The sequence below is a fragment of the Sodaliphilus pleomorphus genome (genome assembly GCF_009676955.1).
In the GTDB taxonomy this organism is placed as follows: Bacteria; Bacteroidota; Bacteroidia; order Bacteroidales; family Muribaculaceae; genus Sodaliphilus; species Sodaliphilus pleomorphus.
The window spans coordinates 2,172,483-2,197,859 of record NZ_CP045696.1 but is presented as its reverse complement, the minus strand read 5'-3'; the positions used below and the strand labels follow the sequence as shown (position 1 = coordinate 2,197,859).

The window sequence follows — 25,377 nt, the reverse complement described above, 5'->3', positions numbered from 1 at the left end:
TATTGAGAAACGAGAAAATAATCAGAACAGCATCCCGGCCATGATCGGCATCTTGGACAGCGCCTTGCTGCGCTCGCCTGCCTGGCGCACCAGGTTGGCGTATATGGCTGCGTTGGTGGCAGCCGGGTCGATGCTCATCTTCAACGTCGACATGACATAGGATATTTCGCTGTACCACGACTTTCGTATCGCATCGACGGAGAGTTTCTTGTTGCCTTTCTCTTGCGAGAGCTCATCCATTCGCTTGATTTCATACTGCACCTCGTCGAGCATGGCCCTGCAACGCAAAGAAATCTTCTCGTTGGATGTAAGCAGGTCATCGTCCACGTCGAGGTCGATGAGCACCACCTTTGCCATGTCATGGCGGTTTTGGCCGCACAAGGCAATGCAGATGCGCAAGCACTTCTCCTTCATGCGTAGCTTCAGTATTTCCTCGGACTCGGCAAGGTTCATCTTCGCCTGCTTGGGCGAGGCGATTGCGAGATAATCCTCGAACAAGCGGTTGGCAAGCCTGGCGACCTCCTTGTCATCCTTTGGCTTGCCGCCTTGCAGCAGGCACTCCATGTTCCCGCACGACACTTCGATGAGGTCTGCAAGCGTCAGTTGGTCAAGTCGCTCTATCATATCCGTTGTGCAAGATAAGCGTTAAACTTCATGCGTTTCATCTCCCGAGCCATCCGGTCGCTGAATTGACGTAACTCTCGACTTAAAGCCTTTGTGTTCGTTGCAACACGGCTCTCCAATGCCGAGTAGTCGTTGATGATGATCGGCTGTCCCGTCACTCGGTCGCGAGGAATGTCGCCCACGGCTCCCATGAACTGCACCTTGTCGGCATCGGGGTACACCTCTGCGCCCTTCGGCAGGTCAACGAGCGTTGGGGAGTCAGGGGTCACCCAAGCCTTGCCGTTGTAGAGGACGACCTCTGCCTTGTCGCCGTCGCCCACGAGGGCAAGACCGCCGGGGTGCGGTTTCTTCGTGCCCTCTTTGTAGGCCTTGATGGGCTGTGCGAGTGCTGCTGCCGTCTGTATCGCACCCATGGCACCAATAAAAATGGACAAAGGTATGTTTGGCGGTGTCATTGCAAGAGCCTGCATGATGCCGAGAGCGGTTGCAATACCGATTTGAGCGATGTTGTTGGCTTTCTCCATCAAGGCTTTCTTGTATTCTATCTGCGCCTTGCGTTTCTCAAGCTGTTCCTGCTTTGCAGCCGTTGCAGCAGCAGCATCGCGCTTGCGTATCTCTGCCTCTTCGGTGGTGATTGCCCCACGGTCGGCAAGGTACTCGATGTGCTCCACCTCCTTGTCGTATTGGTCTTGCTCGGCATCGAGAAGCTCCTCAATCTTTGAAATCTGACTGTCGTAGATGGAACTTACAAGCCCTCCTATTTTTTCAATTGCCTCTCCAGTCTTCTGCAACCAATCCTCTGCATTCTTTACCCTCGCTTCACGAGCTTTCTTGTCTTTCTCATTGACGCGATCGATTGCTGCGATTTCTGCATCTTCCACTGCATTGGCGATTTCGGCTTGCTTCTTCGCCATATCCTGCGCAAGCTGCACGGCCTGGTCGTGCTCCATGCCCATCTTCTCCAGCAGGTCGGCATTGCCCTCAACGTCGCCAAGGTCGTCGGCAAAGAAGAGGTCAAAAGATCCCTCACCACGGAATGAGTCGATTTGCTTCTTATAGGCATCCATCTGCCTCTTGGCGGTCTCGATGGCATATTTTTCCTGCTCTTCTGCTGCGAGGTTGGCATATTTGTCCTTGACGGCCTGAATAGCTGCCTCGTTGTTGCCGACAGCCTTCAGCTCCTTTGCTTCCTGCCCCTTGAGCGCGGCAAGGCGGTTTTGCAGGGCGGCATCCTGCTGTGCCTGCTCCAGGGCGGAAGCTCCGGCAATCTTGTCCATCTTCTTCTTGGCGTAGTCCTGGTTCAGTTGGAGTATTTGCTTGTTATACTTGTCGAAGATAATCTGCACGTCGGCACCGGTCTTTTCAGCTTCTTTCACCTCCAGGGCATACTGTCTGTCAAGCTCAACCATCTTGAGGTGGTATTCCTCTTCACTGCCTTCCTCAACGGCTGCGAGGCGGTTCTTCAAGTCTATCTCTGCGCGGTTGGCATCGTAGGCTGCTTGAGCCTGGGCGACCTTCACGGAGCACTCCTTAGCGAGAGCGACGCGCAGCTGTTCCTCTTTGGCGCTGTGCCCCTTGATGGCGTCGAGCTTTTTCTTGTACTCCAGGCGAATGAGGGCGAGGGTCTTTGCAATCCCGTCCTGCATGGCGTTGACCTTGAGCTCTTCGAGCTGCTCGATAATCTTCAACTCTTCCTGCGCCTCCTTGCTTGCTTCGGTCTTGCTCTTGGAACTGCTCTTTCCACTCTTGCTGCTGGAGCTTGAACTTGAGCCACCATCTCCATTGCCTCCACCAATGCTACGGCCTGAACCTCCGTCTCCTACGTCAGAACTTCCGACAGCGTTGTAATTAATCAATGCCACCTTCTTAGGGCGTACAACTGCGTTAATACTCGACACTAAGTTGTTGCCGATTTCTTTGCCGAATGCTTTAGCATCGCTGGCAACCTCAGTCCATGTGACCTTGAAGTTGCCCATGAGCTGGCGGAAGCCTCTGCCGGCCTTGTCAAAATTTCCGGAGAACACTCCTTCATAGATGTCTCCAAGCGCATGAAGTCCCCTTCCCACAGCCTTGATGGCGTCAATGACAACGTTGAAGACTACTTTCTGCAAGGCATAGGTTGTGCGTATGGCGGTATAAATATACTGTATGCCTGCACGTACAAGCATGCTCTCGTTGTACCATTCTATGAAGTAGTTGATAAGGTCAACCACCCACTTGATTGCAGCTATCAGCCCCTCCTTAATCCATATCTTTGTCTTTGCGGTGATGCTCTCAAAACCTCCCCCCGTCATGTCGAACATCGAAGCAAGCACGTCGTTGAGCTGCTTGTTGACCTCGACTTCCTTGATTTTCAAATGTTGCAGGCTGTCCTGCTTGCCAAGCAGCTCTTCAAGTCCCTTGTTGCCGTTGGCAAGAAACGTCAAGAAGCCCTCACCAATAGCAGACTCTCCACGGGCACCGAACAGCTCTTTCATGACAGCTGCGGCTTCCTTTGAGTTCGCCCCCATGCCTTTCAGCTTTTCGGCGATTTCGCTCATCGCTTCCCTAACGCTCTTCTCTCCATTCTGTATCTGTCTGCTCATCTCGGAGGCATCGATGCCAATGCCCTTTAGTGCTTCCGAAGTGCCTTTGCTCATCGTTCGCAGCTGCAACGAGGCTTTGTTCATGGCCATCAAGGCCCTCTGCGAGTTGACACCTGCCTTGTCTAACTGAGACAAAACTGCCACCATTTCCTCGGCACTCATGCCCATCTTGTCAAAGGTGGGCGCGAACCTTTCGAGGTTGGAGAGAAATTGCTGGCTGTTCACACCTCCGGCAGCGAAACCTTTTGAAATCAGGTCGACGGCGTCGTTAATGCTCACGCCCATATTTTGAGAAATGGCGTTGGCGGCCTTCAGTGTTGAGGTGAAATCCTGCCCGAATGTGTCTGAGACTGCCTGCACGTTGTCGCGCACAGACTTCATCGCATCTCCAGTCAGTCCGGAAAAGTATTTGGTCAGCCGGGTAGCCTCCAAGAGCCCCTTATTGTAGTCGTAGAACCACTTGAAGCCCATGCCCACACCTGCCACGGCAAGGACGTAGGGGTTCTTGAGCAAGCCCAAAAGGGTGCTGCCGAATGCCTTGAGGCTGTTGCCCATGCCAGTGAGCAGGGAACCGCCCTTGGCAGCATTCGCGGAAAGGCCTCGCAACGAGGCACCGAAATTGGTGTTTATGCCAATAAGGCCAGCGATTTGCTGAAACAAGGCATTGCTCTCCTTCGTGTTGTCACGAAGACTGCTTGCATTCTGCTGTATATAGTTCTTGTTTGCCTGGATCTGCGCATTGTAGGCACGTATCTTTTCCGATGCACCTGCACTTCTGTCGTCGATAAGCTTCAACGCCTCGGCAAGCCGTCTGTTCTGTTGTTCTGCTTCTTCGACCGAGTGGGCCTGCACTCCGAGGATGTCGCTCACGTCGGAAATGCGCTGCTTGTTCTCGGCTATCTTTTCGTTGATGCGTTCAAGTGTCTGCGTATAATTAGAGTCCTGCGTGTCGAGTTTGGTTTTTGCCTCCTCCAATGCCTTGTTCTGCTCGATGCAGCCCTCTATGGTGGCGGCATTGACACCCAGCACCCTGTTGAGGTCGTCCGTTGAGGCAACCCCGTTTTGCAAGGCGATGGAATAATCACCTACGTTGCGCTGGTGCTCTCCCATGAGCTCGTCTTGGTGCTTCAGCTCGTTGCTCAGCTGCTGCTCGGACTGGATGAGCAACTGCATCTGCTCCGCGCTGAGGCTCGTTGCGTCATCGCTCCTCATTGCCTGCTTCAACCGCACCAGGGACTGTGACATGTTGTCGTAGCTGCCCTCTGCACTCATCATTATCTTTTGGTCTGCATTGATGATGCTTTGCAGTTTCTGCGAGGCAACAGTGAGCTCGGTCTTTCTTGCAGTAACTTGGGCGAGCTTGTTGGCATACTGCTGCTGTGTGAGCCCTCCGTTGTCGAACTGCTTCTTCAAGTCGCTCATCTCCTTGTTCACTTGGGAAATCTGCACCTTGTACTGCGCTTGCAGGTGAATGTTCTCCTGAAGTGAACCGAGCACCTTGTCGGTAATGGCCATTGCCTCGCGGTTCACACTAACGGATTGGCGCGTCGCCTCGTTGGCTTGTGCCTGCTTCTGCAACTGCTCTGCTATGGCCGCCGTGGTGCGGCTGACGACTTGCTGCTGTTGCTGCAACTGCGAGGTAAGCTGCTGCGTGGCTTGGGCTGCCTGCTGCATCTGCGTATTGGACAAATCCTTCAGACGGTCGAGATCGCCGTTGACCTCAACGTTTACCTTCAGCCCTCTCGCAAGCTCACGGGCACAGTCCTGGAACTTGCCAAGCGTGCCTTCTATCGCGGTGTCTAATTTGTCCAGCTGGTCGAGCGCGTCCTGCGCAACCAGGTCGGTGATTAACGTCTCTTTCGCCATGTTTTCAATATTGTGTTATTATCTCCTCAATTGTACCGCTGTATTTCTCCCCGTCGGTGACAAAGCGGTATTTGCCATCCGGGGTCTTGTATAAGACTTGCGGCCGTCCGAGCATGACGGCTGTCTTCTTGGCCAACGCACGCTGCTTGTCGCGGTCGCGCTGCCACTGCTCTTGCACACACCTGCAACTCATAGGCTGTCGTACCATTTGTGCAGCCACGGCCACAGAAACTTGCCGTTGAAGCGACCCACTGCCATGGTGCCCAGCCCGAATATCTGCGAGCCGTACTTTCTCTCCACTGCCGGACCGCTGTCCCACCCGAAGGAGAACAACTCCACTCCGCCGGCAGTCGCCCGTGCATCGATTGAGTTGTGGAACGTGCCCACGATGAAAAGGTTGGGTGTGTCGCTTGACCGCGCCGGAAGCCCCAAAATGGAGCTTTCCTTGGGAGGGGTGATGCGCTGCTTCCAGGCAATATACCTCTCGGGGTGCATGAAACACGACACCCAGTGGTCGGCTTCCTCGTCAAAGAATCCGGCCCGCTTGTTGTCGAAGTAGGAGTCCTGGCTGTAGGATGGCGAGAGTGTGGCGTCGTTCCCGTCGATGCCGGAATACAACTGCTCGCGCACCGACACCACCATCTCGTGCTTGTTGGTATCCATGCACCGCGCTATCTCTCCACGAATTTGAGCTTTCGCACGTCCTATCTTCTCACGCATTTCCTTGATGTTCATAGTCTGTTTGGAAAAAGGGTGCACGTCACACTTGGCGGCGCACACCCTGTCGCGATAAAGGGGGAATTAGGCTTTCTTTTCTTTTCCGTTGATGCGCTCGTAGACGTCCGCCAACATCTTTTTGCGCGTCTCTTTGTCACGATCGAGCCAGAAGTTGTCAATGTGGTGTTTTATGAACACCTCCTTCGACATCGCTTTGACTGCTTCCGTGACAAAGGTTACACCTTCGTACTTCATGATGCTGTGTAGGGCTCAATGCCGTAGATGCCCTTCTTCTCAAGCGCTGAAGCTGGCTTCAGTGCAGGAGTGGAAGAACCCGAGCCGAGCGTTAACGTGAGTTGGTTGCCTGCTGCATCATAGGTGGCGGCGGTGGCACCGGTGATGACTTCCGCAACGTTGCTTGCAATGAGCTCCCCGTACTTGGCCGTGGCATCGCCCTTGCCGTAGTACTCGACAATCTTGTAGTTGTTGCCGCTGCTGCCGACTTTCTCCAGCGTCACGGGCATCAACCCGTAAACAGCGGTGCGGGCGTTGAAGCCCAGGGGAGCAACATCAAGATTAATCATGTAATCCTCGACGTCGACATAGGCCACATTCACGGCAAGCGAAGCCTTGTCGCTTGCGCCCGGGTGGTCGTTGCCGCTCGGATAGATGGTCACAGGTACGCCCGCAAGGGTGTCGGTGCCGTCGTTGAGGCCGTAGAGGTTGTTCTTGGCGTCGATGAGGTACATATCAAATTCCTCGTCGACGTTCTTGAGTATCTCGGCACGCAGGTAGTGACGGTACTTGTCGATAGTGAACGCGTCGGTGCGTGCGCTCACGCCATTGTACACGTTGGGCCCGTAACCCACCTGCGAGGTCTGCACCTCGCCGCCGTTGGGCTCCCAGTTCACGATTTGAGGGAAGCCGTAGGCGCGGTTAGGCAGGTCGGCATGGCACTGCGCACGCAGGCTGTCAAGTGTGTCATAGTCCAGTTTCACCCCGTGCTTGGTGAGCACAAGGTACTTGATTTTGTCGTAGTCGATTTCGCATATCGACTTGCCAGTCGCAAAGCTGTTGCTGGCACAAGTTCTAATTCTTGCCATAGTTTATCTTAAGCATGATTGGTTATTAACTTTGATTTCAAGGGAGCGAATGTCGATAGCGTCAATCGGCTCGCTCACTTCCTGACCGCTCGGTGTCAACGCCCCGTAACGGCCGTAGTCGAAGTTCTTGCTCATCGTATGCGGGACAAAATCAAGCCCACCATACCCCCAATCAAAACGGGGGTCGGACAACAATACATCTATCAATTTCTCGTAGATGGGCAACAATACGCGCTTGAAAGAGGTCTCCATACGCTTCTCATTACTCCAATCTTTCCTCGATGAACACGCGATGACGAGGTTTATCTTCGTCTTGTACTGGTAGTCGGCACTGTCAACTGTAATCACGTTCGGTGTCTGCAAGGCTATCAAGGGCAGCTTCACGGGCATCCCCTGCTTGCCCTTTCCTCGCACGTCAAGGACGTCCTTGACGTACTGCGCCGACCCGTATATGTAGTTGATCGACACTCCGTCCACCACATCAGTCGCCCCGTCGGAACGGGTCTTTGTGATGGTGACCGACTTGCCGACGGCCTCGACAATGCTTCTGAATATATCCTCTATCTGATCCATCAAAGGTTAAACTGGTTAATGGGAGTTATCATCTCGACGTCGTAATAAACATCATAGTCGCTCATTTCCGCCCATGCAACGAACTGCTTGTTCAACTCCACCATGTCATTCCACACCTTGACCATGCGCTGGCGCGGCGGCTGGTTCTCGTTGGCTGACTTCAACTTCATCAATCCGGTAATGGTCATGTTTTGGTTGACGTCTCCAACGAGTTTGAAATATACATAGTGCGCGAACGAGGGGCGCAGCTGCTGGCACAACGTCTCCATCGCCTCGTCGGTGTAGTCCTCGTCCTCACCTCGGGCTGCGAGGTAGGCAGTCACTTCGGCTGCCAAGTCCTTGCCGGTCATCTTCAGCAGGAACTCGGACTGATAACGCTCGATGTAGGCAGTAATGCACTCCTGCACCTCGGCAGCATTGTTGTCGAGGTCGTCGACCTGTCGCGCGTTCATCACTTGCAACGGCCCAACGTAGAAATATGAGCAATCTATGAGGTTCATGTGTCGATCTTACTTTTTGCCTTTCTTTGGCGATTTGGTTTCAACAGGGGGAATGTCCTTGTTGTCCTCTGAGGGAGCTACATCTTTGCTTTCCTCTTCGGGGGCAACTTCCTTGGAGTCTTCGGGGGCAACTTCCTTGGAGTCCCAAATCTCTTCGTCCTGGTTGTCCTCTGAGGGAGCATCCACATTCTCTACCTCCGTTGGAACTTTCTCATCAACAGGAGGAATGTCCTTGTTGTCCTCGTCGTCAACTGTTACTGGTTCCGCTTTCTTCTCGTCCCCGTCAACGAGGGGTGTAAAGGTGAGTTCACCCCTCGCTATACGGATACGATTTTCGCGAAGCAGTTTCGCCAAAGCAGGGCCTTCAACGATATACTTCTCGTTCATGGCTCATCAAGCTTTGGTGACGGCTGTCTTGAGGGCAGCAAGGTCGCCGTAAGCGAATGCCCAAGGATTGTAAACAGGGAAGATAACCTCTTCCTGAGCGATGAGCACCACTTGGTTGGTCAACTTGGTTTCCACATCCTCGGCCCACTCAAGGGTGAGGTTGGTGTAGTCCACAAGAGCGGCAGCGACAGGACGGAAGTCACCGAGCAGGTACTTGTTGGCAGGAATGCCGTCGTACTCGATGATAGGACGTCCGGCAATGTATTTCACACCACCCACGTTCTCAATCAGACCCAGGTTGCGACCGAGCGTGTCCTTCTCACTCTCAATCATGTTGACAGTGATGGGGTTCAGCACGATGGCTGTTGGGTAATATTGGGCGTAGGACATTACCGCGAAAGCGGTCTTGATGGCGTCGGAGCTGTTGGGGGCTTCGATGCTCTTGAAGCCGCCGTTGTTGACAGTGAACGTCATGCTGGATACAGCGCTTTCCGCTCCTGCGAGTTTCACGTCGGGCAGCAGGATCTGACGGTCATTCATCTTGATTACGTCATGCGTCTTGTTGAGAACAGAGGCATTGCCAGACGAAGCGTTGGCAAACGTAATCTTCATGCCGTCGAGGATGTCGGGCTGTGGATTAGTGAACTCAATGACAACACCGCCTGCATTGTTATAAGCGGTCACGCTCTTCACAGAACCGGCAGCACCAGTCACGATGGCGGTGGTGATGATGCTCTCAACACTCTTGCAGCCATTTTTCTTGGTGATACCCTCAAGGTTCTCGCCGTTGCCGTCACCGAACAGGATGTTCCAGTCCTCTGCCGAGTACACAGCCTCGGGCAGCATGGCGACGATGTACGACTGAATGTAAGCACGGCTCTTGAGCATGCGCTTGCTGATAGGCAGGTAAGTACCGAGGCGCTTAACCATTGCCTGGTTCTCTTTCACGCTGATGTGCGACTCGCTCAGGCGGCCGTTCTCAGTGGCATAGCGTGCATTGCGGTCCATGCTCTCAATCTCGGTGTAGGCGAGGTTGGGGAAAGCAGGGTCGCCAGCCAGCGAAGTCAGCACGTCGCGCATGTGCAGGCGCTTGGGAGCGTACTTGCTGGCAATGACGTTCTGCTGCTGGGTGATGAGAATGTTGCCGGTGTAGTCGTTGGTCATCGACACGGTGTTGAGGTCCTTGAGGCTGAAACCGTCAAAGGTGCCAGACTTGCGAGTGTGACCCTCCATGAAGCTCTTGAACTTCTCACTGTCGTACATCGCCATCATCTTCTCCTCGAACTTGCCGAGGGAGTTGACGGCAGCAGGACCGGCCTCGTTAGCCTTAGCAATGGTGTCCATCGCCTTTTTCAGCACCTCGCGCAGTTCCTCGTTGTCCTTTACTACTTGAGCGAACTTCTCGGCATCGTAGCCCTTCAGCCGCTCGTTGATACTCTCAAACTGAGCTTTCATGTCCTCGGCGGTGATGGCGCCTTCCATTGCCTTGTTGACAACTTCGCACATCGCACCAAGAATATTCTCCATGAAGCTCTTCTGCTCGGCATCCTTGATATTGTCAAGGTTGTAGCCGAAGTCCGATTTGGTTACTTTCTTAAAGGCCATAAAATTAAAATTTTAGTGGTTAATGTTTCTCGATAGCAGCGTTGAGGCTTCCGAAGAAAGTGCCGGTGGCGGCTTTCTTCTCCTGCTCCTCGTCCTCGTCACGAGTGTCTTCTGACGGCTCGTCCTCGGTCTTCTCGGCAGCAGGAGTTTCCTGCCCAAGCGTGATACTCGAACTATATACTCTCGCATAGCAGTGCGGACAATAGGCATACTCGGTGAGGTCGGTCAGCGACTTCTGCACAAGTTTTGCATCAATCTTGCCGTCACACTTGCTCAATACCGGTGAGAGAATGGCAAGCACGGCAGCGCGGATTTCGGGCTTCAGCTTGTTCATCTCCTCTCGGACGATTCCATCGGCAAGCCAACTGAGGTAACTGCCGGCAGCGTCCAGCACTTGCTGGTCGAAGGTGTGCCGTTCGGCTTCGTCCCAAACAAATTCCTCCCCGCAATAGGGGCAAGTCACTACTACTGCGCCCTCAAGCGCTTTGTTAAGCATGTCAAGTCTCATCTCGTATTGTTTTAGTCGCTCGTCAGAATAGCGCATCTTGAGCGCGTTCCTGATGAACTCAATGTTTGCCCTCACATCGCTCGGGTTGTCGTTCTTGATGCCTACAAGGAAGGTCTGAGGGTTGCTGCCCCACGAGGTGAGCGTGGAGTACTCCCACATTTTCCATTCAAGCACCTTGCGCTTGTCCTCGGGGTCTCGCTTGATGGCCTGCACGCCGATGGAGTGCTCCAGCGTGCGCCCGGCAGAGGCATAGAGCTTGTAATCCTCCAGCGTATCGCGGCCAATCTGCTTTGCGAGGTTGAGCTGCCCCGTCATAACGAGGTTGCCGTCGCGCTCCTCGCCCTCAAGCGGCACGCCAAGCAGCTGCGTGGTGTCATGGTTGAGGAACCACTTCATGCGCCCAATGTTTTCCTTGAGCGTCTTGTTGAACGAGCCCGGCATTGAGATGTCGTTCTGAGAGTCAACAATGCCGATGCCGTTTACGGCTACCGTGACGATTCCTTTCGCCTCGTCCAAATCATTCGCCTTCGTCTTGTAGAGCAGGCGCTGATACATCTCCTTCATCTTCTTCTGTTTTGGGGTTAATAAATTGTTTCAATCTCTGTATCTCTTCGGGCGTCATTTCGCTCACGAGCTTATCGTAAAGCGTGTCCTCCACCCGTTGATATCCTTGTTGCGCCCTCCAGTCGTTGAGCGTGATGATACCGCTCTCAAACTCCATCTTGCAGCGGTCTGCAATCGAGCGGTGCACTTCCTGCTCTTCCTTCTTCCCTGCCTGCAAGCAGTCCACACCGCTGAAGTCAGCGTCGAGGTACAGCCCGTCTTGGTCAAGCCCGAGGAAGTGCGTAAACTCCTGGCAGAACCGCTGGACCAGCGGAATGATAACCGACGAGTATACCGCCTTCTCGGCATTGGCCTGGTTGGAGTAGGTGCTTTGGTCCTTCCGCGGTATCAACACTGGAGGAATGCCGTAGATACCGGCAATGACAACAGCATCGGCAAGGGTCTCATCGAAAGGCTGGAGGTCGGTAATCGACAAGTTGGTTCGTACAAACGACAGCTTCACGTCGCTGATGCCGTAGGGATACTTTCCTTCTCCGAAGCCATACATCTTGTCTGCCTCTTCGAGGATTTGCTTCTTCTCTGTCGATGTCAATGCACGGCTTCCCATGTCATCGGCCATCTCACTCACAAGCCATCCGAGACCGCCTCGCTTCACGTAGATGACGTTACGCGCCTCATACACGGCGATGAGGTTGCTGATTGCCTTCAGCACAGAGCACAGACGGCTCTTGGCTTTCAGCGGGTCGCCGTTGTAGAACCCGAACGTGTCGTCCACATCGTGGAACACGCACTGAGGCGCGATAGGACGGCGAACGAACTGGCCGTAGTCGTGGTAATAGCACTGCACCACGTCCTCGACATCGCTCACACCGTAGATGTCGCCCATCTGCCGTTTGTACTCGATGGTTACATACGGCTCTTCCAGCGTCACATAGCGGTCACACCACTTGTAGAGCGTCTTGGCGCCGGAGAACGCGTCGCTCATGGCTGCCTTGATGAATGAGTTGCCCGTGACGAGCTTGTAGGCGAAATGCTTCCACAACGTGCGATACCAAGTGTCGAAAGAATTAGGCTTGACAAGTATGCGGTTGACGGCTTCGTTGTTCCACACCACAGAGTCATCGTCAAATTTCTTGAGCACGTATTTAGCACCTGCTGCACGACTGGCGATGTAGTTCACCGGCCATGCCACCTCGGGCACCGTGTTGAACAGCGTGATGAAGTTGGCGTTGGCCACATAGGGGGTGGCGGCAATCTCACGCATCAGCTGCAACCGCCTTGCGGCAGTGTCGATGACGTCAGTTTTCCCGCCCTCTACCGGGGTCGCGCTCTTGGTGATAAAACCTAATGTCTTTAGCAGTCCCATGTATCTTACTGTGTTGCCCAAAGTTACCTACAAAAAGAGCCGGTTTCCCGAAATCTCAAATTCTTGGAAACCGACCCACGGCGTTTTTTGCTCTGTCAAAACGGTTTGCTTTGCAAAAAGGGTTGATTTATAGTATTATAGCTAAAATTTAGTCTCGTTGAGAAAAAATCACTCTCGCAATCACACTTGATGGCTTAGGTAGTAATTGTTCTTGCCGACGATTGACAAAGCTGCGGTGGTGGCAGGGAGAATGTACTGGTAATTCCTTTTGCACGGATACTTGCCGAAACGGCGGCAGCATACGTGGACACCCAGGCGCTTGTCGGTGTAGAGGTAAATCATCTTCTCCCATGACCCATAGCGGAAACTTGACTTCACCACCACCTCATCGCCATGGTGAATTTGCACGCCCTTGCTCTTCGTGCCGTAAACCTTGAACTGGTTCCAAAAGAACTCGTAGTCGAATTGGTCGGTGAGCTCCACTTCTTCTGTGAGGTCGTCATCATCGTAGGTGATTACAACATCCTCGATTTCCTCAAGATCGCCAGCCTCAAGGTCGTAGATGTACTCTGTTCCGAAGGCATGATCGAAGCTGTTGTCCACAACATGCACCTCGAAAGTGGCGGTCAGGTTGATTGTGAACTTGCCTATCTCAATCTCCATTGAGCAGCTGGTGTCGTCCTCATTGTCGGGATCGAAGCCGTAGTCCATAATCTTGTCGTAGAGTTGCTCGTAGAAGTCAGCCGGAAATTTGATGTTCTTTTTCATTGTCTTGTAGAATTAAATGTTTGACTTGTATTTTATTTACACTATAAAGATAGTCATTATTTGGCAAAGTCGGTTCATTTTCTCGCCGTTTTTTACCGCCTTAACCTTTGCTAACTCATTGATAATCGTCGGGCTTACACACCCCGAATGATGATGCGTGCCAATCCCGAAAGCACAGCCGAGGCTGCCGACTGATCCGCCGGTGACTGGTCGTTGTAGTCCAGCACGTCGCCCATGAACGCGGCATACTCAGGCTCGCTCATCTTCTCGGGGTCGAGGTGGACGTGGGCGCGCACCCAGTCGCTCATCGCCGAGATACGTGTGCGATGGTCGGTACCGAGCCTCAGCACGTTCACCTGCGGCAAATCCTTGCGCAGGTCGCGCACCATCGGGAAGTAGGCTTGCTGACACTCCACGATGTACATGTCGCTTTGCACAGACCTAATCCACCCAGCCATCTCATCGTTGCCCTTGACAGTACGCAGGCATACGTCGGTGAGGTGCCAGCGGTCGCCGATGCGGGCAAGACGCGCAAGAGCGAAACGACCACCGAACGACGGCAGCACATAGACAATCGTCTGCTCGTAGTCGTACTCCGTGGCCGGGTTGAAGAACTTGAACTCGCCCTCGCTGTAGATTGACCGCTTGCGCCCCATGCTGAACTCGGTGTACTGGGCACGCAACAAGTCGTGCACGGCGTAACGCAGCGTGTCTGATACGTGCCCATGTGCCTCGTACTTCTGCTTGGTAACCGGGTTGGTAACCTTCTGCTTGGCGATGGCTCCGTTCTCGTCCTTCTGCACGGCTTGGTAGTCGTCTATGCTCACGGTGCAGCCGTTGTCGATGCGGATAGCCACGCCCGGCACACGACCGTCCCACACGGCATTGATGAACTCGCCGGTGGTCGCCACGCTCGGGTTCTTGTTGCCGATGCAATCCTCAACCTCAAAGCCTTCATGCTCCAGCTCGTCAATCACGAGGTCAAAGAACGAGCGGTTATTCTCATCAATGGTGTTCGCCGCCTTGCCTGACGCGTCGCCATGCAGATAGACCTTGCCGTCGTAGTGGTACTCACACAGCCGTTTGGCAATCACTTTCGCAGCCTTGCGTGCCGAGTTGTTCGGGCTCTCTATCGGCAGCTCATCGAACTGCGTAACTTGCTGATAATCGTCGGGCTTATACTCTTTTTGGAAGAACGTAGCGGTGACATACGGCAGCACGTTGGAGTCCATGCTGATGTGTATGGGCAATTCGGGGTTGAATGGGAACTTGCCGCACACTACACCACGGTTGAACGATGGGAAGAACTCCGCGCCTGTGCGGATGTGGCCCCACTCGCCGAGCGCATAGACCTGGTAGTAGTCGGGGTCGTTGATGCGGTCGTTCTCGAAGTTGGCTATCGCTTGATAGTCGTAGTAGCCGTAAGTTCCATCGGGAGAACCCACCACCCAAAAGTTGTTGAGGTAGGTGGACTGGATAACGATTGTGTCGGGCGCATGGCGGTCGTACTCGCCGGTGTTGGGGTTGAGGATTAGTTTCTCGCTGTTCATGCGCACCGACTTCACGGCACACAGCTCTGGCGGTAGTGTCTCCCCTCCAACGGTAAGCGACATCGGGATTTCGTGCCATTCCTCTCGATCGAACCAGTGCTTCTTAATCCAATGTTCCTCGCTGATGGGGTTGAAGGCTGCCACTATCTGCTGTCCCTCCTGGCCACGCAGACGCAGGCGTATCTGCTTGAAGTCGGTCTCATCGTACTCGCTCAACTCGTCAAGGAATACTCGCTTGTACTGGCTGATACCCTTGATTTTCTCTGGGTCGTCAAGACCGCTGAAATCAATCTTGCCACCGTTGTTGAACACGATGCTGTTCTGCTTGAAACGGCAGCAGTCTGCCAACCCCTCGATGCCGTTGATGGCTGCTCGGAAATCGGAGTAAATAGTCTTCTCGATGCTGGCGCCTACCTTGCGCATGACCAACAGACTGCACCCCTCGTAGTAGGCGAGGATGGAGAAAAACTGCGCGACTGAGAACGACTTGCCCGAGGACGAGCCCCCGTACAGCACGATGAAGCGCACACTCGGATCGAGCGTGTACCTCCATAGCCAAAAGCCGTTAGGCGAAAGCAGTTCTCTGTCAATGCACATCAGTCTTTCTTCTTTGGGGCGAGCACAAGCTCTCCCTTGTCGGTTGGAAGCTCATGGCGTATAGTTTCCACATACTCCCCAATTACCTCAAGCATCAGCTTGATGGCGTTGGGGTCTCCCTTGCCCATACAGCGGTTGATGAAGCCGAGGGCAATCATCAGCCGTGGGGTCACATTCTCGGCAATCTCGGGAGGATAACCGAGGTTAATGATGCGTTGCCGCACTTTGTCGGGTTCGAGCTTCACATCAAGCAGACTTGTAAGCACCTCCTTCATCGTTCGCTTCTCGGCTTGAACTTGGTTGGAAGCTGCTGCACCCTTGCGTGCAATTTCCCGTTGTGTTTCCGTTGTATTCCGTGCAAATCTGCCCTTATTGTCACGGAAAGCCTTAGTCTGCTTTGGGTTACTGTTAGCCATATCAATTCTCCTTTCTCACGCTGCTGGTGTGCACCATGTACCACGTCTCGTTGCCGGTCTCGTCAACCTGCACGATGTAACTGATGCCGTCCTCTACTTCGAGGCGGCCTGTGACCTTGCTCCCAGCTGGCGTTATTCCTGTATAGTTCATAATCTCTCGAAAAAAAATGACCGCCGGCTCCACGATGGAACGCAGACACCGGCGGTCGGTGTCAAACATCTATTTCATCTCAGCAGAGATGTTTTCCGAAAACACCTGTGACAAGCCTTGCTCGATGCTTCGGTACGGTAAAGGTACGGTGAAAATCGAATAGTTCACCGATTGCTCGAAATTGTCGAGTCGCCGCAAGTCGTCCGTGTAGTCCAGTTGGAGGGGCTTGTACTTGGCCACCTCGTCGCAGAACTCACGCACCGTGTTGCACACAGGGTTCACCGCATTCACCAGTTGTCGGTTGCAGGTGTAGGCGTAGATTAACGCCTCTACCGCGTCACCGATGTAGGTGAAGTGGCGCACGTTGCGTCCGCCGTTGTAAATCGTGCAGGTCTCTTGGTTAAGCAAATTGTACAGCAGAGTTCCCTCTCGTGGGTCGGGACCATACACGTTGTGAAGACGGACGCCAGTCGCTCTCGGGCAGTAGGCTTTCGCGAACTGCTCGTTGAAATGCTTCGTCATGCCGTACATCGAGGTCGTGTTGCAGGCGTTGGCGGTGCTGCTGGAGGCATACACCAGTTTCACGCCGTAGCGTCGGCAAGCCGTGGCCACCACCATGAAGGCGTGGACGTTCTCTCGCTCGATGTCGTCGAGGCGGTCGTTGAACACGCTCGTCTCGGCTGCAAGATGAAACACCGCATCAATTCCGCCGTGAGCCAGCAAGGGCTCTATCCGTGCGGCGTCGCCCCCAATCTTCGTGTCGATGCGGATGACCTCGAAGACGGGCTGGAGTCGGCGGCAGAGGACTTTACCGATGAAGCCCTCGCTGCCGGTTATTATTGCTCTCATTTTGATGGTGTGCTGCTGGTCAAAGAGTCATAATTAAGGCACAAGATTGTCGAAAAGCCCAGGCATCCTCGGCGACAAAGCTTCATGCTCGTCGTGGAAAAACTGCGCTTTCGTCTTGCCCATCTTGCGACCTTTTTTCGTGTGGATGTCGAAGGTGTATTCCGGCACATCCAGCGGTTCTCGGCGTGCATCGTCCAGGGCGGCGAGGATCTGCGGGTCGGTGAGCGCGAGTTTGTCCACCGCAAGGTTGTTGAGGTGGTCGGCGTCGCGGCTCTTGTAGCACTCGCAAAGCAGGATTATCGCCTTGCCGATGAAGATGCGTCCTTTCGGCTCTTTGCTCCCTTTGTTCACCAGCTCATAGCCGTTGTGCAGCGCGTCAATCTCGTGGGTGATGAGCCCCCAGCAGTCCTCTGCACTTATCGTGTAGAGTCGTTTCCACAAATAGTTGGCGTAGCCCGACTGCCACAGTTCCACTCCGAAGAAAGCCGCCACCACTACATCGTCGCGGCGGATGCTCTTCTGCAATGCGCTGGCTACCTCAAGGAAGTCGTAGCCATTCTTGGTTCTCAGTACGAAATGTCCCATATTTTTCTCTAAAGTTAATCATTTTTGACGAGATAAAGGCTGAAATTCAGCGCCTTAACCTTTGCCAAAAATTGTCAATTCAATAAGGGAATGACGCACTGATGTTGTACTGCACCAGCGACTTGGTTTTGTCCTTGCCGTTGTTGCCTTGACCCTTCAGGCGGATGGCCTCGCCGAAATACTTTCGGATGAGCAGGATTGACCGCTGTTCCTCGTCCTGGTTGCGGATGGCCGACAAGCCACCTGCATTGACGAAGGTGTTTTTCTGCTCGAAGTTGTAGCGCAAGTCGGTGAGGACACGACGCTCGGTGTACTTCATGTAGCACGAGATCCAAAAATCCTCCTTCAGCTTCAGTTCCTCGTTCCACCACACGTTCTTGTTGTAGCGCACGCCGTAGGAGCAGCCCGTAATCATCTTGTCGAGGGAGAGGTACTCCGTCTCGTCGTACATGACCGGCGAGATGCGACTGGTGAAGCCGAACACATGAACGTCGAGCAGGCAGGCAATGTCGTAGAGGTTCTCGATGATTGCAGTTATCTCGTTGTGGTCGCGGATGCGTGCCGTCTCGCCCTTCTCCGAGTAGAGCCGCTTGCAGGCGTCCACATCGTCGTCGAGCATGAACAAATCACGGAAATGCTTCGCCATCCAGTTGCGCTTCGGGATTAAGCCGATGATGTCATCGGGGTGCGTCACTATCTCGCAGTCGGGGTTGTACTCCTTGTAGAGGTCGGCCTGCGACTTCGCCACGCAGATGATAGGGTCGTTGACGAGGTATTTCGCAAACACTCGGTCGTGCCGCTTGTGGGAGGGGATTACGATACGCAGGCTCATTGCTCAGCTCCTTTCTGACCTCGCGTGATGGCGTCACGGAAGTCCTGTATGCTGATGACGTTGCTCTTGCTCACCTTGCCCGTCTTGTACGAGCGCATGTGCTGCATGTCGAGCACCTCACGCAGCCAGTTGCTGTCAACTTCATTAGAGCTTTGAATGATGAACAATTCGTGCTTCTCGTCGTACTTCGGTATTAATGGGTAGACCGCGGAGTCGTTGTCCATCGCCTCAAATCTCTCCCGGAACTTGTCTTTCGGCTTCGGCTGATCGAACTCCATGCCCCAGTCGGCGAGCTCGCTTTGGAACTCAGCCCACTCATTGGCGATGATGTCCTTGTCATTCTCGCCGTAGTTGATGTTGTCCTTTGAGGCGTACTCCCTCAGCTTCTTCGCCGGGGTATCTGCCGGCAGCACCTTGCACGGCACAGTCTTGTAGCCAAGTTCCTTGCAGGCGCGAAGCCGAAGGTTGCCGCACACGACGACATACTTGCCGTCCATGTACTCCACAACAATCAGTTCGCGCAGTTCCAGCATCTCGGGGCTCTCCTCTATGGATCGTCGCGTGGCCTCGTAGCGTTCCTTCTTGACCAGGCGCGGGTTCCTCGGAAGACCCGGGACTTGTCCCTTGTTCGGTGTGATAAGGGACACATCGATTTCTTTTCTTTCCATTGCTTTCGGATTTCAACAATTAAATAAATTCAACAATACTCACGAAAGCAACATCAATCCTTGTGCCTCAACCTCCAAGCGATGCGGTCTTTGATGACCTGCTCGATGTTCTTGCAGCCGAGTTGGCTCAAGGCCAGGGCTGTGTCGATGATGATGTCGGCGGCAAGTTCCTCGCGCTCGCTGAACTCGTGCTCGTAGGTCGGGCAGGCGTCGTCAACGTGCTGCGCGTCCACGAACTCTTGCGTAAGGTGCAGCGGCGGTCGGCTCAAATGGCAAGCGTCCATACGTCGCCAGTCGCGGGAAATCCTTATCGACATGGCGCGAGGGGAAGTCTGCTCGTTGATTTCGTCCCGCCTCATCATCTCATCATGCAGCTCTTTGGTCAATTTGTTAAGCGTAATCATCTGATCGGATTTAATGTTGCTGAAAAAAAGTTTTGCCTTACGGCGGTCTTATAGTAGTCATAATTGTTATACTTGTGGTTAATTATGTCTCCAGTGCGTCGTGAATTGCCTCGATGAGGTGGCCGACCATCGGCAGGGGAATGCTGATGCGGTAACGCCTGTTCCCCGTGTGTTCGGTAATCATCAAGTAGTCACTGCGCCCGTCCTTTCCTGCGTGCAGGTCGACCGAGTATTTCTTGCCCGTCGAGTTGACCCACACCTGCTTTTGAATTTCAAGTGCATTGCCCATTGTGCTGTTGTGTTTTGTTATTACTGACCGCTACTGCCGTAGCCGTTGTCTCCTCGGTCGCTGCCGGCCAACTCGTTCACCTCCACAAACGTCACATCGGGGTATCGCATGACGATGAGTTGGGCGAACCTGTCGCCCTGCCGGTATGGATGCAGGAAGCCGTGCTGGCGGAACACACCCTTCACCTCGCCGCGGTAGCCGCTGTCTATCACACCCACGCAGTTGGTGAGCGAGAGCGATGTCTTGCAAATAGACGAGCGAGGGAACACCAGCCCGACATGGCCGGGCGGAATTTCAAAGGCGATGTCCGTGTGGCAGATGACCTGCCCGTAGTCGTTGCGCTCCACGCGAGAGGCGTAGAGGTCAAAGCCTGCATCCGTGGCATGGGCTTTCGTCGGGGTCGTGGCTGTCTCGGCCAGTTTTTTGATTTTAATCTCCATTGGTGAATACGTCTATGATTTTCGTTTCCTTGATAGCCTCAATCTCGTAGTTGACGACCGTGCCCTTCATGTAACTCCTTGCATGTTCCTTGGCCTTGTCAATGGTTTCATCACGGAACAGCACGTACATCGCATTTCGTCTCTCCTTGCCCGTGCTCTCGTCAATGGTGATTAGGTTGTACTTGACGAGGAAGAACAACTCGCCCTCGTTGAACACCACTGTGTTGTACTGCGCAATCTTGATGTGCGTCACGTTGAACTCGCCGGTGATGTACGGCTGCATCTTCTGTGTGATGCTTGCCTCAGCCTCGGTGAACGAGAGCGCGTCCACGGCGTAGGTCTCGGCGACGGTCTTTTGGGTGCCGTCCTCCAGCATCTTGTCAATCTTGATTTTTACTTCAAAAAATCTCATTTTTCTGTTAATAAATTAGTGTTTTCGCCTTATTGGCGTAATCGTAAATCCATTGTCGCTAACAGTCGCTCTATCGCGTCCACGTTGGCCGACCCGAGGAAGCGGATGCCCAGCAGGTCGGCGCGTGAACGCGAGCAGAGGTCGTTGAGGGTGGTTATCCCTTGCCCTTTGAGAATACGCAACACATTGGGAGGGAAACCGAGTTCGTTCAGCCTTGCACGCAGCACCTGCGCCATGTGCAGCTCATTTTGGTTCAGCAGTTCGTTGATGTTCATATATTATTCAACACGCCCAAATTATTTTTTATCCAACTCGGCCACGATGGCCCACTCACGCTCGCTCAACTGTACAGTGGTGCTCACAGCACGCTCAGCCGCCGCACGCTCAGCCGCCGCATTGGTCGACAATATCCACCCATAGCCAAATAGTTTCCTGCCGGCGGCTTTGAGCATATCGACGTTGTGGACACACCGGCACTGGTCGGCGTTAATCCGCAGGTCCACGCCTCTTGATGCTATCTTTCCGGCGTTTGCACAAGTGATGACGTTGTCCGGATAAGTATTTTTAGTGATGGTTCTCGGAGTGGGGACCACCGCCATAATGGCGGCACGCAGCGTCGGCGCGGTCCACAGCCTCACGCCTTGGATTAGGTTGGTGACAAACCCAGTATTTACGACGGCACTGTTTTCGTAGGTGATATTTGCACTAATCGGCATGAAGCAGGCATCCGCGCCGAACACGCTTAAGGTGAGCTGCGGCCCGAAAAGCATGAACCGGATGCCGTGCGCCAGATACCACCGCACAATCTGCGCATAAATCGAAAACGGCGGGTTATCCACGACCACACACCCCGGCGGGTAGGCTGCACGCTGGTAATCTCCGCCCGGGTAGAACGGCCGCACAATCGGCGTGGTGTCGTCGATGAGTCCCTCGGAGCGCAACCAACCCACGACGGCATCATACACCTCCGGCGGTGTGTAGCAGTCGTCAGTGGTTTTTTTAGGCTTGAATTTTTTGACAAAGGCGGCATACTCGTCGCCCTCTGCGGTGTCGTACTCTTGCTCCGGCACATCGTCAAAGAGTGAAAGCTGGTTAGTGTTCATCGAGCTCTTTCATTTTGTTGAGTGCTTCCTGCATCGCGTCGCGGTACATCGGGTTCTCCTGCATAAACCAGGACACCGCCGAGAAGATGATTTCTCGCAGTTCAGTGCGCTGATCCATCATCATGGCGACGGTTGCGACGAGCTCAAACTTGCGTTCCCCGTCTGTCTTTTCGGGCGAGCCCATCATGAACGCTCTGTGCTTGTCGGTGGTCGTCCCGATGAATACCATTGTCGGCACGATTTTGCCGACCTTCTGCAAAAGCAGGTTGAGTTCTTTCTGTAAGTCCATAACTTTGTTGTTTTGAAAATTATTTATAAATCCCTAACCACGCAAGGGCCTCGTCTCTGTCCTTGAAGCGCCTCCGTATGCGTATCACGCCGTTGCAGTCAATCAGCTGCACGTCTGCACGCCAACAGTCGTGCCGCCGCTCAACCACCTTGCCATTGCCCAGCCTCACGCGCCTTTGCAGGCTGGTGTCGTGGTAGACGCAACAGCCGTGGTTCTTTTTCTTGTTTTTTCCTATGTATATCTGTCTCATTTTTTTGTTATTTTATCGAAGCCTGTCATGTAGGTGGGGTATTTCTCCACCATCATGTCCACCCAGTGTCTCACGTTGTCGAAATTTGTTGAGCGAAATCGGTAGCGCTTGTAGTTGACCACAATCTCGCCCACCCAGCGCGATGTATAGATTTGCTTGTTGGTGCCTCGCACCCTTCGAGCCACAGTCGAGCGCCCCTTGTTGGTAATCTCGCTGTATATAGTTCCTGTCCTGTATAATAATCTCATTGCACGCGTTTAACGATTAGAAATTAAATAGCGATAGATTTGCATACTCCGGCTTTGTGTTATCCACAATAGGCTCTGCAAGAGGTTTGCGGTTATGTTTAACGAGCCAGTCGCGGCGGTTCCAATATTCTTCTTCAGAGATTTTCCTGATACTGCAACACGGCGTGGGAATAGGCCACTTAATCTCATTCACCTCGTATGCCCCGAGAAAGTCCTGCTTCAGTGCGTCGTGATGAACAACCTGACCAAGCATTCCGTGTATCATGAAATTAAGAGCGCACATTTTCACGCAGATAGGGTCAAGATCTTCGGCATAGTAATAATAAAACTTTGTCTTATCGCTTTTCATGAAGTGGGCAAGCAAGGTCCGGCCGCTACCACATGAACAGTCATTGACGGTTTGCATTTCTGGTGAGTAGATAAGTTCCGCCATCACTTGGCAGAGATTCAACGGAGTGAAAAACTGCCCCATTGAAGATGACTTAAACTTGCCTTTGACGACTTCCTCATACATCGTGCCGAAGAAGTCATAGGCACCATTCTTTTTGATGCCCTGTGTGGTAAGTTCCAGCCACATAACGAGCAATTCAAACATATCTGGATTGTCCTGCTTACGTTCTGCCAACAACGCAGGGTAGTTACACTCGTGACGCATTACCCTGTCTGTGTCGAATGTCTCGATGAAAAAGTCCAACATCTCCTCAAAGGCGATGGAAAAGTCCTTGCCAATCTTGCAAGCGTATGCGCCCAATTTATCTATAGCCCGTTTCATTACCAGTCCACGTTTTTGTTAAACATTCGTTTTTGCTCTTCTTGACTGCGTTTGATGTAAACCATAGTCGTGTCAAGTCCGCTATGCCCGAGCAAATCTGCAAGTTCAGTCACGTCCTTTGTCTTGCTCCGTTTGAGGTACATCTTGGCGAAGAAGTGGCGGAACGCATGAGGGTGACACTTTTTCGCGTCAACTCCCGCACGCTCTGCCATGGCGTGTAATAATTGGGCGACACCACGGGTAGAACAAACGCCACCGGTTCGATTGACGGCGATGGCCCCTTGCAATTTGTTCTTTTCGGCATATTCGGCACATTCTTGCTGCACTTTCGGCGTGAAGAAAAACCGCCTTACCTTACTCCCTTTGCCCTTGAGGTCCACATGTCCAGCGGCCACCATCTCGTAGGTGAACATCACAAACTCATGCACTCGTGCACCTGTAGTTGAGAGAAGCCTGATCCAAATGTAGGCTTTCTCATTGTGAGCCTTGCAGTAGGCAAGTAATTTTTCAACCTCTTTCTCTGTCGGCACGTTCTCGAGGCTCAAAGTACGAGGTATCTTGGTATGCTTGATTTCTATGTGCTTGCCGAGATATTTTGCAAGTGCAGCGACTGAATTTAGCCGCTGGTTGACCGTTCTGGGCAATTTCCCTTGCTCTTCCATCGCTGCCTTATAGCCTTTTACGACCTCGGTGCTGATTGAGGTTGAGTAGCATAGGAAATCTTTTGCCCCAAATATATAGCCCTTCACCGTATTTTGGCTGTATGCGTTCTCTTTGACAAGCCATTCCGAGAAGCCGTTCAATATCTGCTGTGCCTTTTCGTCAAGCCTTGACCGTTTCTCCAACGCCTTTGTCCGTGCACGCTTTCTAACACCACCAATTTGAATTCCACACCATGACATGAAGTCGCTGATGGCTCCTTGCTGCTTTCCGCTCAAGTGAAACTCGGCAGAGTGTGATTTACGATACTTTGTATACCCCCGCTTGTTCACCTCATCGACGTCGACCAAGAAATCATAGACATAACCGAGGTAATGGTCAGAAATGCCGGCACCTTTCGCGGTGACGTGCTCCGTATAAGAGCAAAACAACTTCTGCTTATCTGGTGTTAGTGTTGTCCCTTTCCTTCTCATCTTTGGATTCGTTTAACGAGCCGTCCTTTCGGCTCAAGCCCCCATTTGAGGCGCAGACGGTCGGCTCTGATTGATTTGTTTCGCCTTTCCTGTATCTTCGCCCGGCAAGCGGCCTTGCGCTCATCGGGCAAATCGTCCCAGTTCTTGCGCACCTGTGCGGCGCGGGAAATGAGATAGAGATTGTCGAGGACGCAGTTCGTTGTGTCTCCGTCCTTGAACTGAATGTTCATGCCTTTCGGTATTGGGCCATAGGCTTGCTCCCACAGGTAGCGGTGCTTGGGCATCATGCGCCGACCGTCGCCCGGCTTTATCCACCAGTAGCGGCGACCGGTCTTGTCGGGTGATCGCAGTATCTCGTAGCCCGCCTCTCGGTAGGTGGGCGAGGTTTCCCTCACCTCACCTGCCTTGAAGCGTGTGCGTGACGAGTTGGCGATGCCCTCGGCACTCATGAACTGCACCTGCGCGCGTCCGGCATTGACCGGCGTGTGTCCGGGCTTGAACTGCCCGACCCTGCGCTGCTGCTCGGCGAACTCGGGCGACTTGTACACACCGAGGCTGCGAGCCTTCCACCCGATAGACCTTACCGGACGGTGCAGGAACACGGCGATGTCGGCGTTGCTTCGGTGAGGATAGACTTTCCTCAGATAGTCTATCTCGGCTTGTGTCCATCGTCTACTGCCCATCGCTAAGATATTTTTGCTTGATGTCCTCGATGATGGCGAGGTCGGTGGCGTACATCTTCGGCCAAAGGCAGAAACCCTCGACCAGTCGTACACTGTGCATCACCGAAGAGTGGTCTCTCAACACCATGCGCCCCACATCCTTCAAGCTGTAGTTGTAGTATCGATAGAGCAGGTAGCAAACTACCGCCCTCGCAGTGGCGAGCCGTGCCACACGGCTGTGAGAACGCAGATCCTCAAGTGTCACGCCGTAGGCTTTGGCCACTGCCTTCATGATTTCAAGTGCTGTTGGTCTCATATATTGTAGCTTATATAGTCCCTCCACGACGGTGGCACGATGGCCAGCCAATCCCTTCCTGGGTGCATTGCTCTCCAGTACCGGACATCCTCCAGCATCTGTGCGGCTATCATTTCGGGGGTCATGCCCCTGCGCTTGATGCTCGGTATCGACAGCAAATCGGAACAGTCGGGGATTGGCGGCACACATAGCCCTGGCAACCTCTTTCGGTTCGTTGAGGTGTCTCGTTCTTCAACTGCCATCAT

33 protein-coding genes are annotated in these 25,377 nt (G+C 53.5%); all 33 read right to left on the bottom strand.

The window, feature by feature from the left end:
* Positions 1-21: 21 nt before the first annotated feature.
* Positions 22-624, bottom strand: coding sequence for a hypothetical protein (locus GF423_RS08930; protein ID WP_154328024.1), 603 nt, complete (start codon positions 622-624; stop codon positions 22-24).
* Positions 621-5,075, bottom strand: coding sequence for a phage tail tape measure protein (locus GF423_RS08925; RefSeq protein ID WP_154328023.1), 4,455 nt, complete (start codon positions 5,073-5,075; stop codon positions 621-623). Before GF423_RS08925 ends, GF423_RS08930 begins: the two co-directional genes overlap by 4 nt.
* 4 nt (positions 5,076-5,079) lie before the next feature.
* On the bottom strand, positions 5,080-5,268 hold the full coding sequence (locus GF423_RS08920; RefSeq protein WP_154328022.1) for a hypothetical protein: 189 nt from the start codon (positions 5,266-5,268) through the stop codon (positions 5,080-5,082).
* Positions 5,265-5,810 carry a hypothetical protein gene (locus tag GF423_RS08915; protein WP_154328021.1) on the bottom strand — a complete coding sequence of 182 codons (546 nt, stop codon included), beginning with the start codon at positions 5,808-5,810 and terminating at the stop codon, positions 5,265-5,267. Before GF423_RS08915 ends, GF423_RS08920 begins: the two co-directional genes overlap by 4 nt.
* Positions 5,811-5,876: 66 nt before the next feature.
* Positions 5,877-6,047 carry a hypothetical protein gene (locus GF423_RS14085; RefSeq protein WP_206113201.1) on the bottom strand — a complete coding sequence of 57 codons (171 nt, stop codon included), beginning with the start codon at positions 6,045-6,047 and terminating at the stop codon, positions 5,877-5,879.
* The gene (locus tag GF423_RS08910; protein ID WP_154328020.1) at positions 6,044-6,895 is read right to left on the bottom strand and encodes a hypothetical protein; all 852 of its coding nucleotides are present in this window, start codon (positions 6,893-6,895) and stop codon (positions 6,044-6,046) included. The genes GF423_RS14085 and GF423_RS08910 overlap by 4 nt, the downstream gene beginning before the upstream one ends.
* Before the next feature lie 3 nt (positions 6,896-6,898).
* Positions 6,899-7,468 (bottom strand): hypothetical protein, encoded by a 570-nt coding sequence (locus GF423_RS08905; protein ID WP_154328019.1) that lies wholly within the window; start codon positions 7,466-7,468, stop codon positions 6,899-6,901.
* Positions 7,468-7,968, bottom strand: coding sequence for a hypothetical protein (locus GF423_RS08900; RefSeq protein WP_154328018.1), 501 nt, complete (start codon positions 7,966-7,968; stop codon positions 7,468-7,470). Before GF423_RS08900 ends, GF423_RS08905 begins: the two co-directional genes overlap by 1 nt.
* Positions 7,969-7,977: 9 nt before the next feature.
* Positions 7,978-8,355, bottom strand: coding sequence for a hypothetical protein (locus tag GF423_RS08895; RefSeq protein WP_154328017.1), 378 nt, complete (start codon positions 8,353-8,355; stop codon positions 7,978-7,980).
* Positions 8,356-8,361: 6 nt separating this feature from the next.
* Positions 8,362-9,960 (bottom strand): phage major capsid family protein, encoded by a 1,599-nt coding sequence (locus tag GF423_RS08890; protein WP_154328016.1) that lies wholly within the window; start codon positions 9,958-9,960, stop codon positions 8,362-8,364.
* A gap of 19 nt (positions 9,961-9,979) precedes the next feature.
* The gene (locus GF423_RS08885; protein ID WP_154328015.1) at positions 9,980-11,032 is read right to left on the bottom strand and encodes an HK97 family phage prohead protease; all 1,053 of its coding nucleotides are present in this window, start codon (positions 11,030-11,032) and stop codon (positions 9,980-9,982) included.
* A complete protein-coding gene (locus tag GF423_RS08880; RefSeq protein ID WP_154328014.1) occupies positions 10,986-12,398 on the bottom strand; it encodes a phage portal protein in 1,413 nt (470 codons plus the stop codon). Before GF423_RS08880 ends, GF423_RS08885 begins: the two co-directional genes overlap by 47 nt.
* A gap of 180 nt (positions 12,399-12,578) precedes the next feature.
* Positions 12,579-13,166: a hypothetical protein gene (locus tag GF423_RS08875; protein ID WP_154328013.1), complete on the bottom strand. Its 588-nt coding sequence runs from the start codon at positions 13,164-13,166 to the stop codon at positions 12,579-12,581.
* A gap of 134 nt (positions 13,167-13,300) precedes the next feature.
* Positions 13,301-15,313, bottom strand: coding sequence for a PBSX family phage terminase large subunit (locus GF423_RS08870; protein ID WP_154328012.1), 2,013 nt, complete (start codon positions 15,311-15,313; stop codon positions 13,301-13,303).
* Entirely contained in the window at positions 15,313-15,588 is a 276-nt protein-coding gene (locus GF423_RS08865; protein WP_154328011.1) for a hypothetical protein, read from the bottom strand. The genes GF423_RS08870 and GF423_RS08865 overlap by 1 nt, the downstream gene beginning before the upstream one ends.
* A 142-nt stretch (positions 15,589-15,730) precedes the next feature.
* Positions 15,731-15,880, bottom strand: a complete 150-nt coding sequence (locus tag GF423_RS08860) for a hypothetical protein (RefSeq protein ID WP_154328010.1) — start codon at positions 15,878-15,880, stop codon at positions 15,731-15,733.
* A gap of 69 nt (positions 15,881-15,949) precedes the next feature.
* Positions 15,950-16,729: an NAD-dependent epimerase/dehydratase family protein gene (locus tag GF423_RS08855; protein ID WP_154328009.1), complete on the bottom strand. Its 780-nt coding sequence runs from the start codon at positions 16,727-16,729 to the stop codon at positions 15,950-15,952.
* Positions 16,730-16,762: 33 nt separating this feature from the next.
* On the bottom strand, positions 16,763-17,314 hold the full coding sequence (locus GF423_RS08850; protein WP_154328008.1) for a hypothetical protein: 552 nt from the start codon (positions 17,312-17,314) through the stop codon (positions 16,763-16,765).
* Positions 17,315-17,393: 79 nt separating this feature from the next.
* The gene (locus tag GF423_RS08845) at positions 17,394-18,146 is read right to left on the bottom strand and encodes a GREB1-related protein (RefSeq protein ID WP_154328007.1); all 753 of its coding nucleotides are present in this window, start codon (positions 18,144-18,146) and stop codon (positions 17,394-17,396) included.
* On the bottom strand, positions 18,143-18,814 hold the full coding sequence (locus GF423_RS08840; protein ID WP_154328006.1) for a ParB/RepB/Spo0J family partition protein: 672 nt from the start codon (positions 18,812-18,814) through the stop codon (positions 18,143-18,145). Before GF423_RS08840 ends, GF423_RS08845 begins: the two co-directional genes overlap by 4 nt.
* 53 nt (positions 18,815-18,867) lie before the next feature.
* On the bottom strand, positions 18,868-19,218 hold the full coding sequence (locus tag GF423_RS08835; RefSeq protein ID WP_154328005.1) for a hypothetical protein: 351 nt from the start codon (positions 19,216-19,218) through the stop codon (positions 18,868-18,870).
* An 82-nt stretch (positions 19,219-19,300) separates the two neighbouring features.
* Positions 19,301-19,507, bottom strand: coding sequence for a hypothetical protein (locus GF423_RS08830; protein WP_154328004.1), 207 nt, complete (start codon positions 19,505-19,507; stop codon positions 19,301-19,303).
* 20 nt (positions 19,508-19,527) lie between these two features.
* Positions 19,528-19,947, bottom strand: coding sequence for a dUTP diphosphatase (locus tag GF423_RS08825; protein ID WP_154328003.1), 420 nt, complete (start codon positions 19,945-19,947; stop codon positions 19,528-19,530).
* A complete protein-coding gene (locus GF423_RS08820; RefSeq protein WP_154328002.1) occupies positions 19,937-20,359 on the bottom strand; it encodes a DUF4494 domain-containing protein in 423 nt (140 codons plus the stop codon). Before GF423_RS08820 ends, GF423_RS08825 begins: the two co-directional genes overlap by 11 nt.
* A 29-nt stretch (positions 20,360-20,388) precedes the next feature.
* Positions 20,389-20,634 carry a DNA-directed RNA polymerase subunit alpha C-terminal domain-containing protein gene (locus GF423_RS08815; protein ID WP_154328001.1) on the bottom strand — a complete coding sequence of 82 codons (246 nt, stop codon included), beginning with the start codon at positions 20,632-20,634 and terminating at the stop codon, positions 20,389-20,391.
* A gap of 21 nt (positions 20,635-20,655) precedes the next feature.
* On the bottom strand, positions 20,656-21,462 hold the full coding sequence (locus GF423_RS08810; protein WP_154328000.1) for a chromosome partitioning protein ParB: 807 nt from the start codon (positions 21,460-21,462) through the stop codon (positions 20,656-20,658).
* Positions 21,452-21,751 carry a hypothetical protein gene (locus tag GF423_RS08805; protein ID WP_154327999.1) on the bottom strand — a complete coding sequence of 100 codons (300 nt, stop codon included), beginning with the start codon at positions 21,749-21,751 and terminating at the stop codon, positions 21,452-21,454. The genes GF423_RS08810 and GF423_RS08805 overlap by 11 nt, the downstream gene beginning before the upstream one ends.
* A 19-nt stretch (positions 21,752-21,770) precedes the next feature.
* Positions 21,771-22,001 (bottom strand): hypothetical protein, encoded by a 231-nt coding sequence (locus GF423_RS08800; RefSeq protein ID WP_154327998.1) that lies wholly within the window; start codon positions 21,999-22,001, stop codon positions 21,771-21,773.
* A complete protein-coding gene (locus GF423_RS08795; protein WP_154327997.1) occupies positions 21,998-22,249 on the bottom strand; it encodes a hypothetical protein in 252 nt (83 codons plus the stop codon). Before GF423_RS08795 ends, GF423_RS08800 begins: the two co-directional genes overlap by 4 nt.
* A gap of 16 nt (positions 22,250-22,265) precedes the next feature.
* Positions 22,266-23,021, bottom strand: a complete 756-nt coding sequence (locus GF423_RS08790; RefSeq protein ID WP_154327996.1) for an N-6 DNA methylase — start codon at positions 23,019-23,021, stop codon at positions 22,266-22,268.
* Positions 23,021-24,154, bottom strand: a complete 1,134-nt coding sequence (locus tag GF423_RS08785) for a tyrosine-type recombinase/integrase (RefSeq protein ID WP_154327995.1) — start codon at positions 24,152-24,154, stop codon at positions 23,021-23,023. The genes GF423_RS08790 and GF423_RS08785 overlap by 1 nt, the downstream gene beginning before the upstream one ends.
* Positions 24,151-24,837, bottom strand: coding sequence for an HNH endonuclease signature motif containing protein (locus tag GF423_RS08780; protein WP_154327994.1), 687 nt, complete (start codon positions 24,835-24,837; stop codon positions 24,151-24,153). The genes GF423_RS08785 and GF423_RS08780 overlap by 4 nt, the downstream gene beginning before the upstream one ends.
* Entirely contained in the window at positions 24,827-25,132 is a 306-nt protein-coding gene (locus GF423_RS14080) for a helix-turn-helix domain-containing protein (protein ID WP_206113199.1), read from the bottom strand. The genes GF423_RS08780 and GF423_RS14080 overlap by 11 nt, the downstream gene beginning before the upstream one ends.
* Positions 25,133-25,377 lie beyond the last annotated feature (245 nt).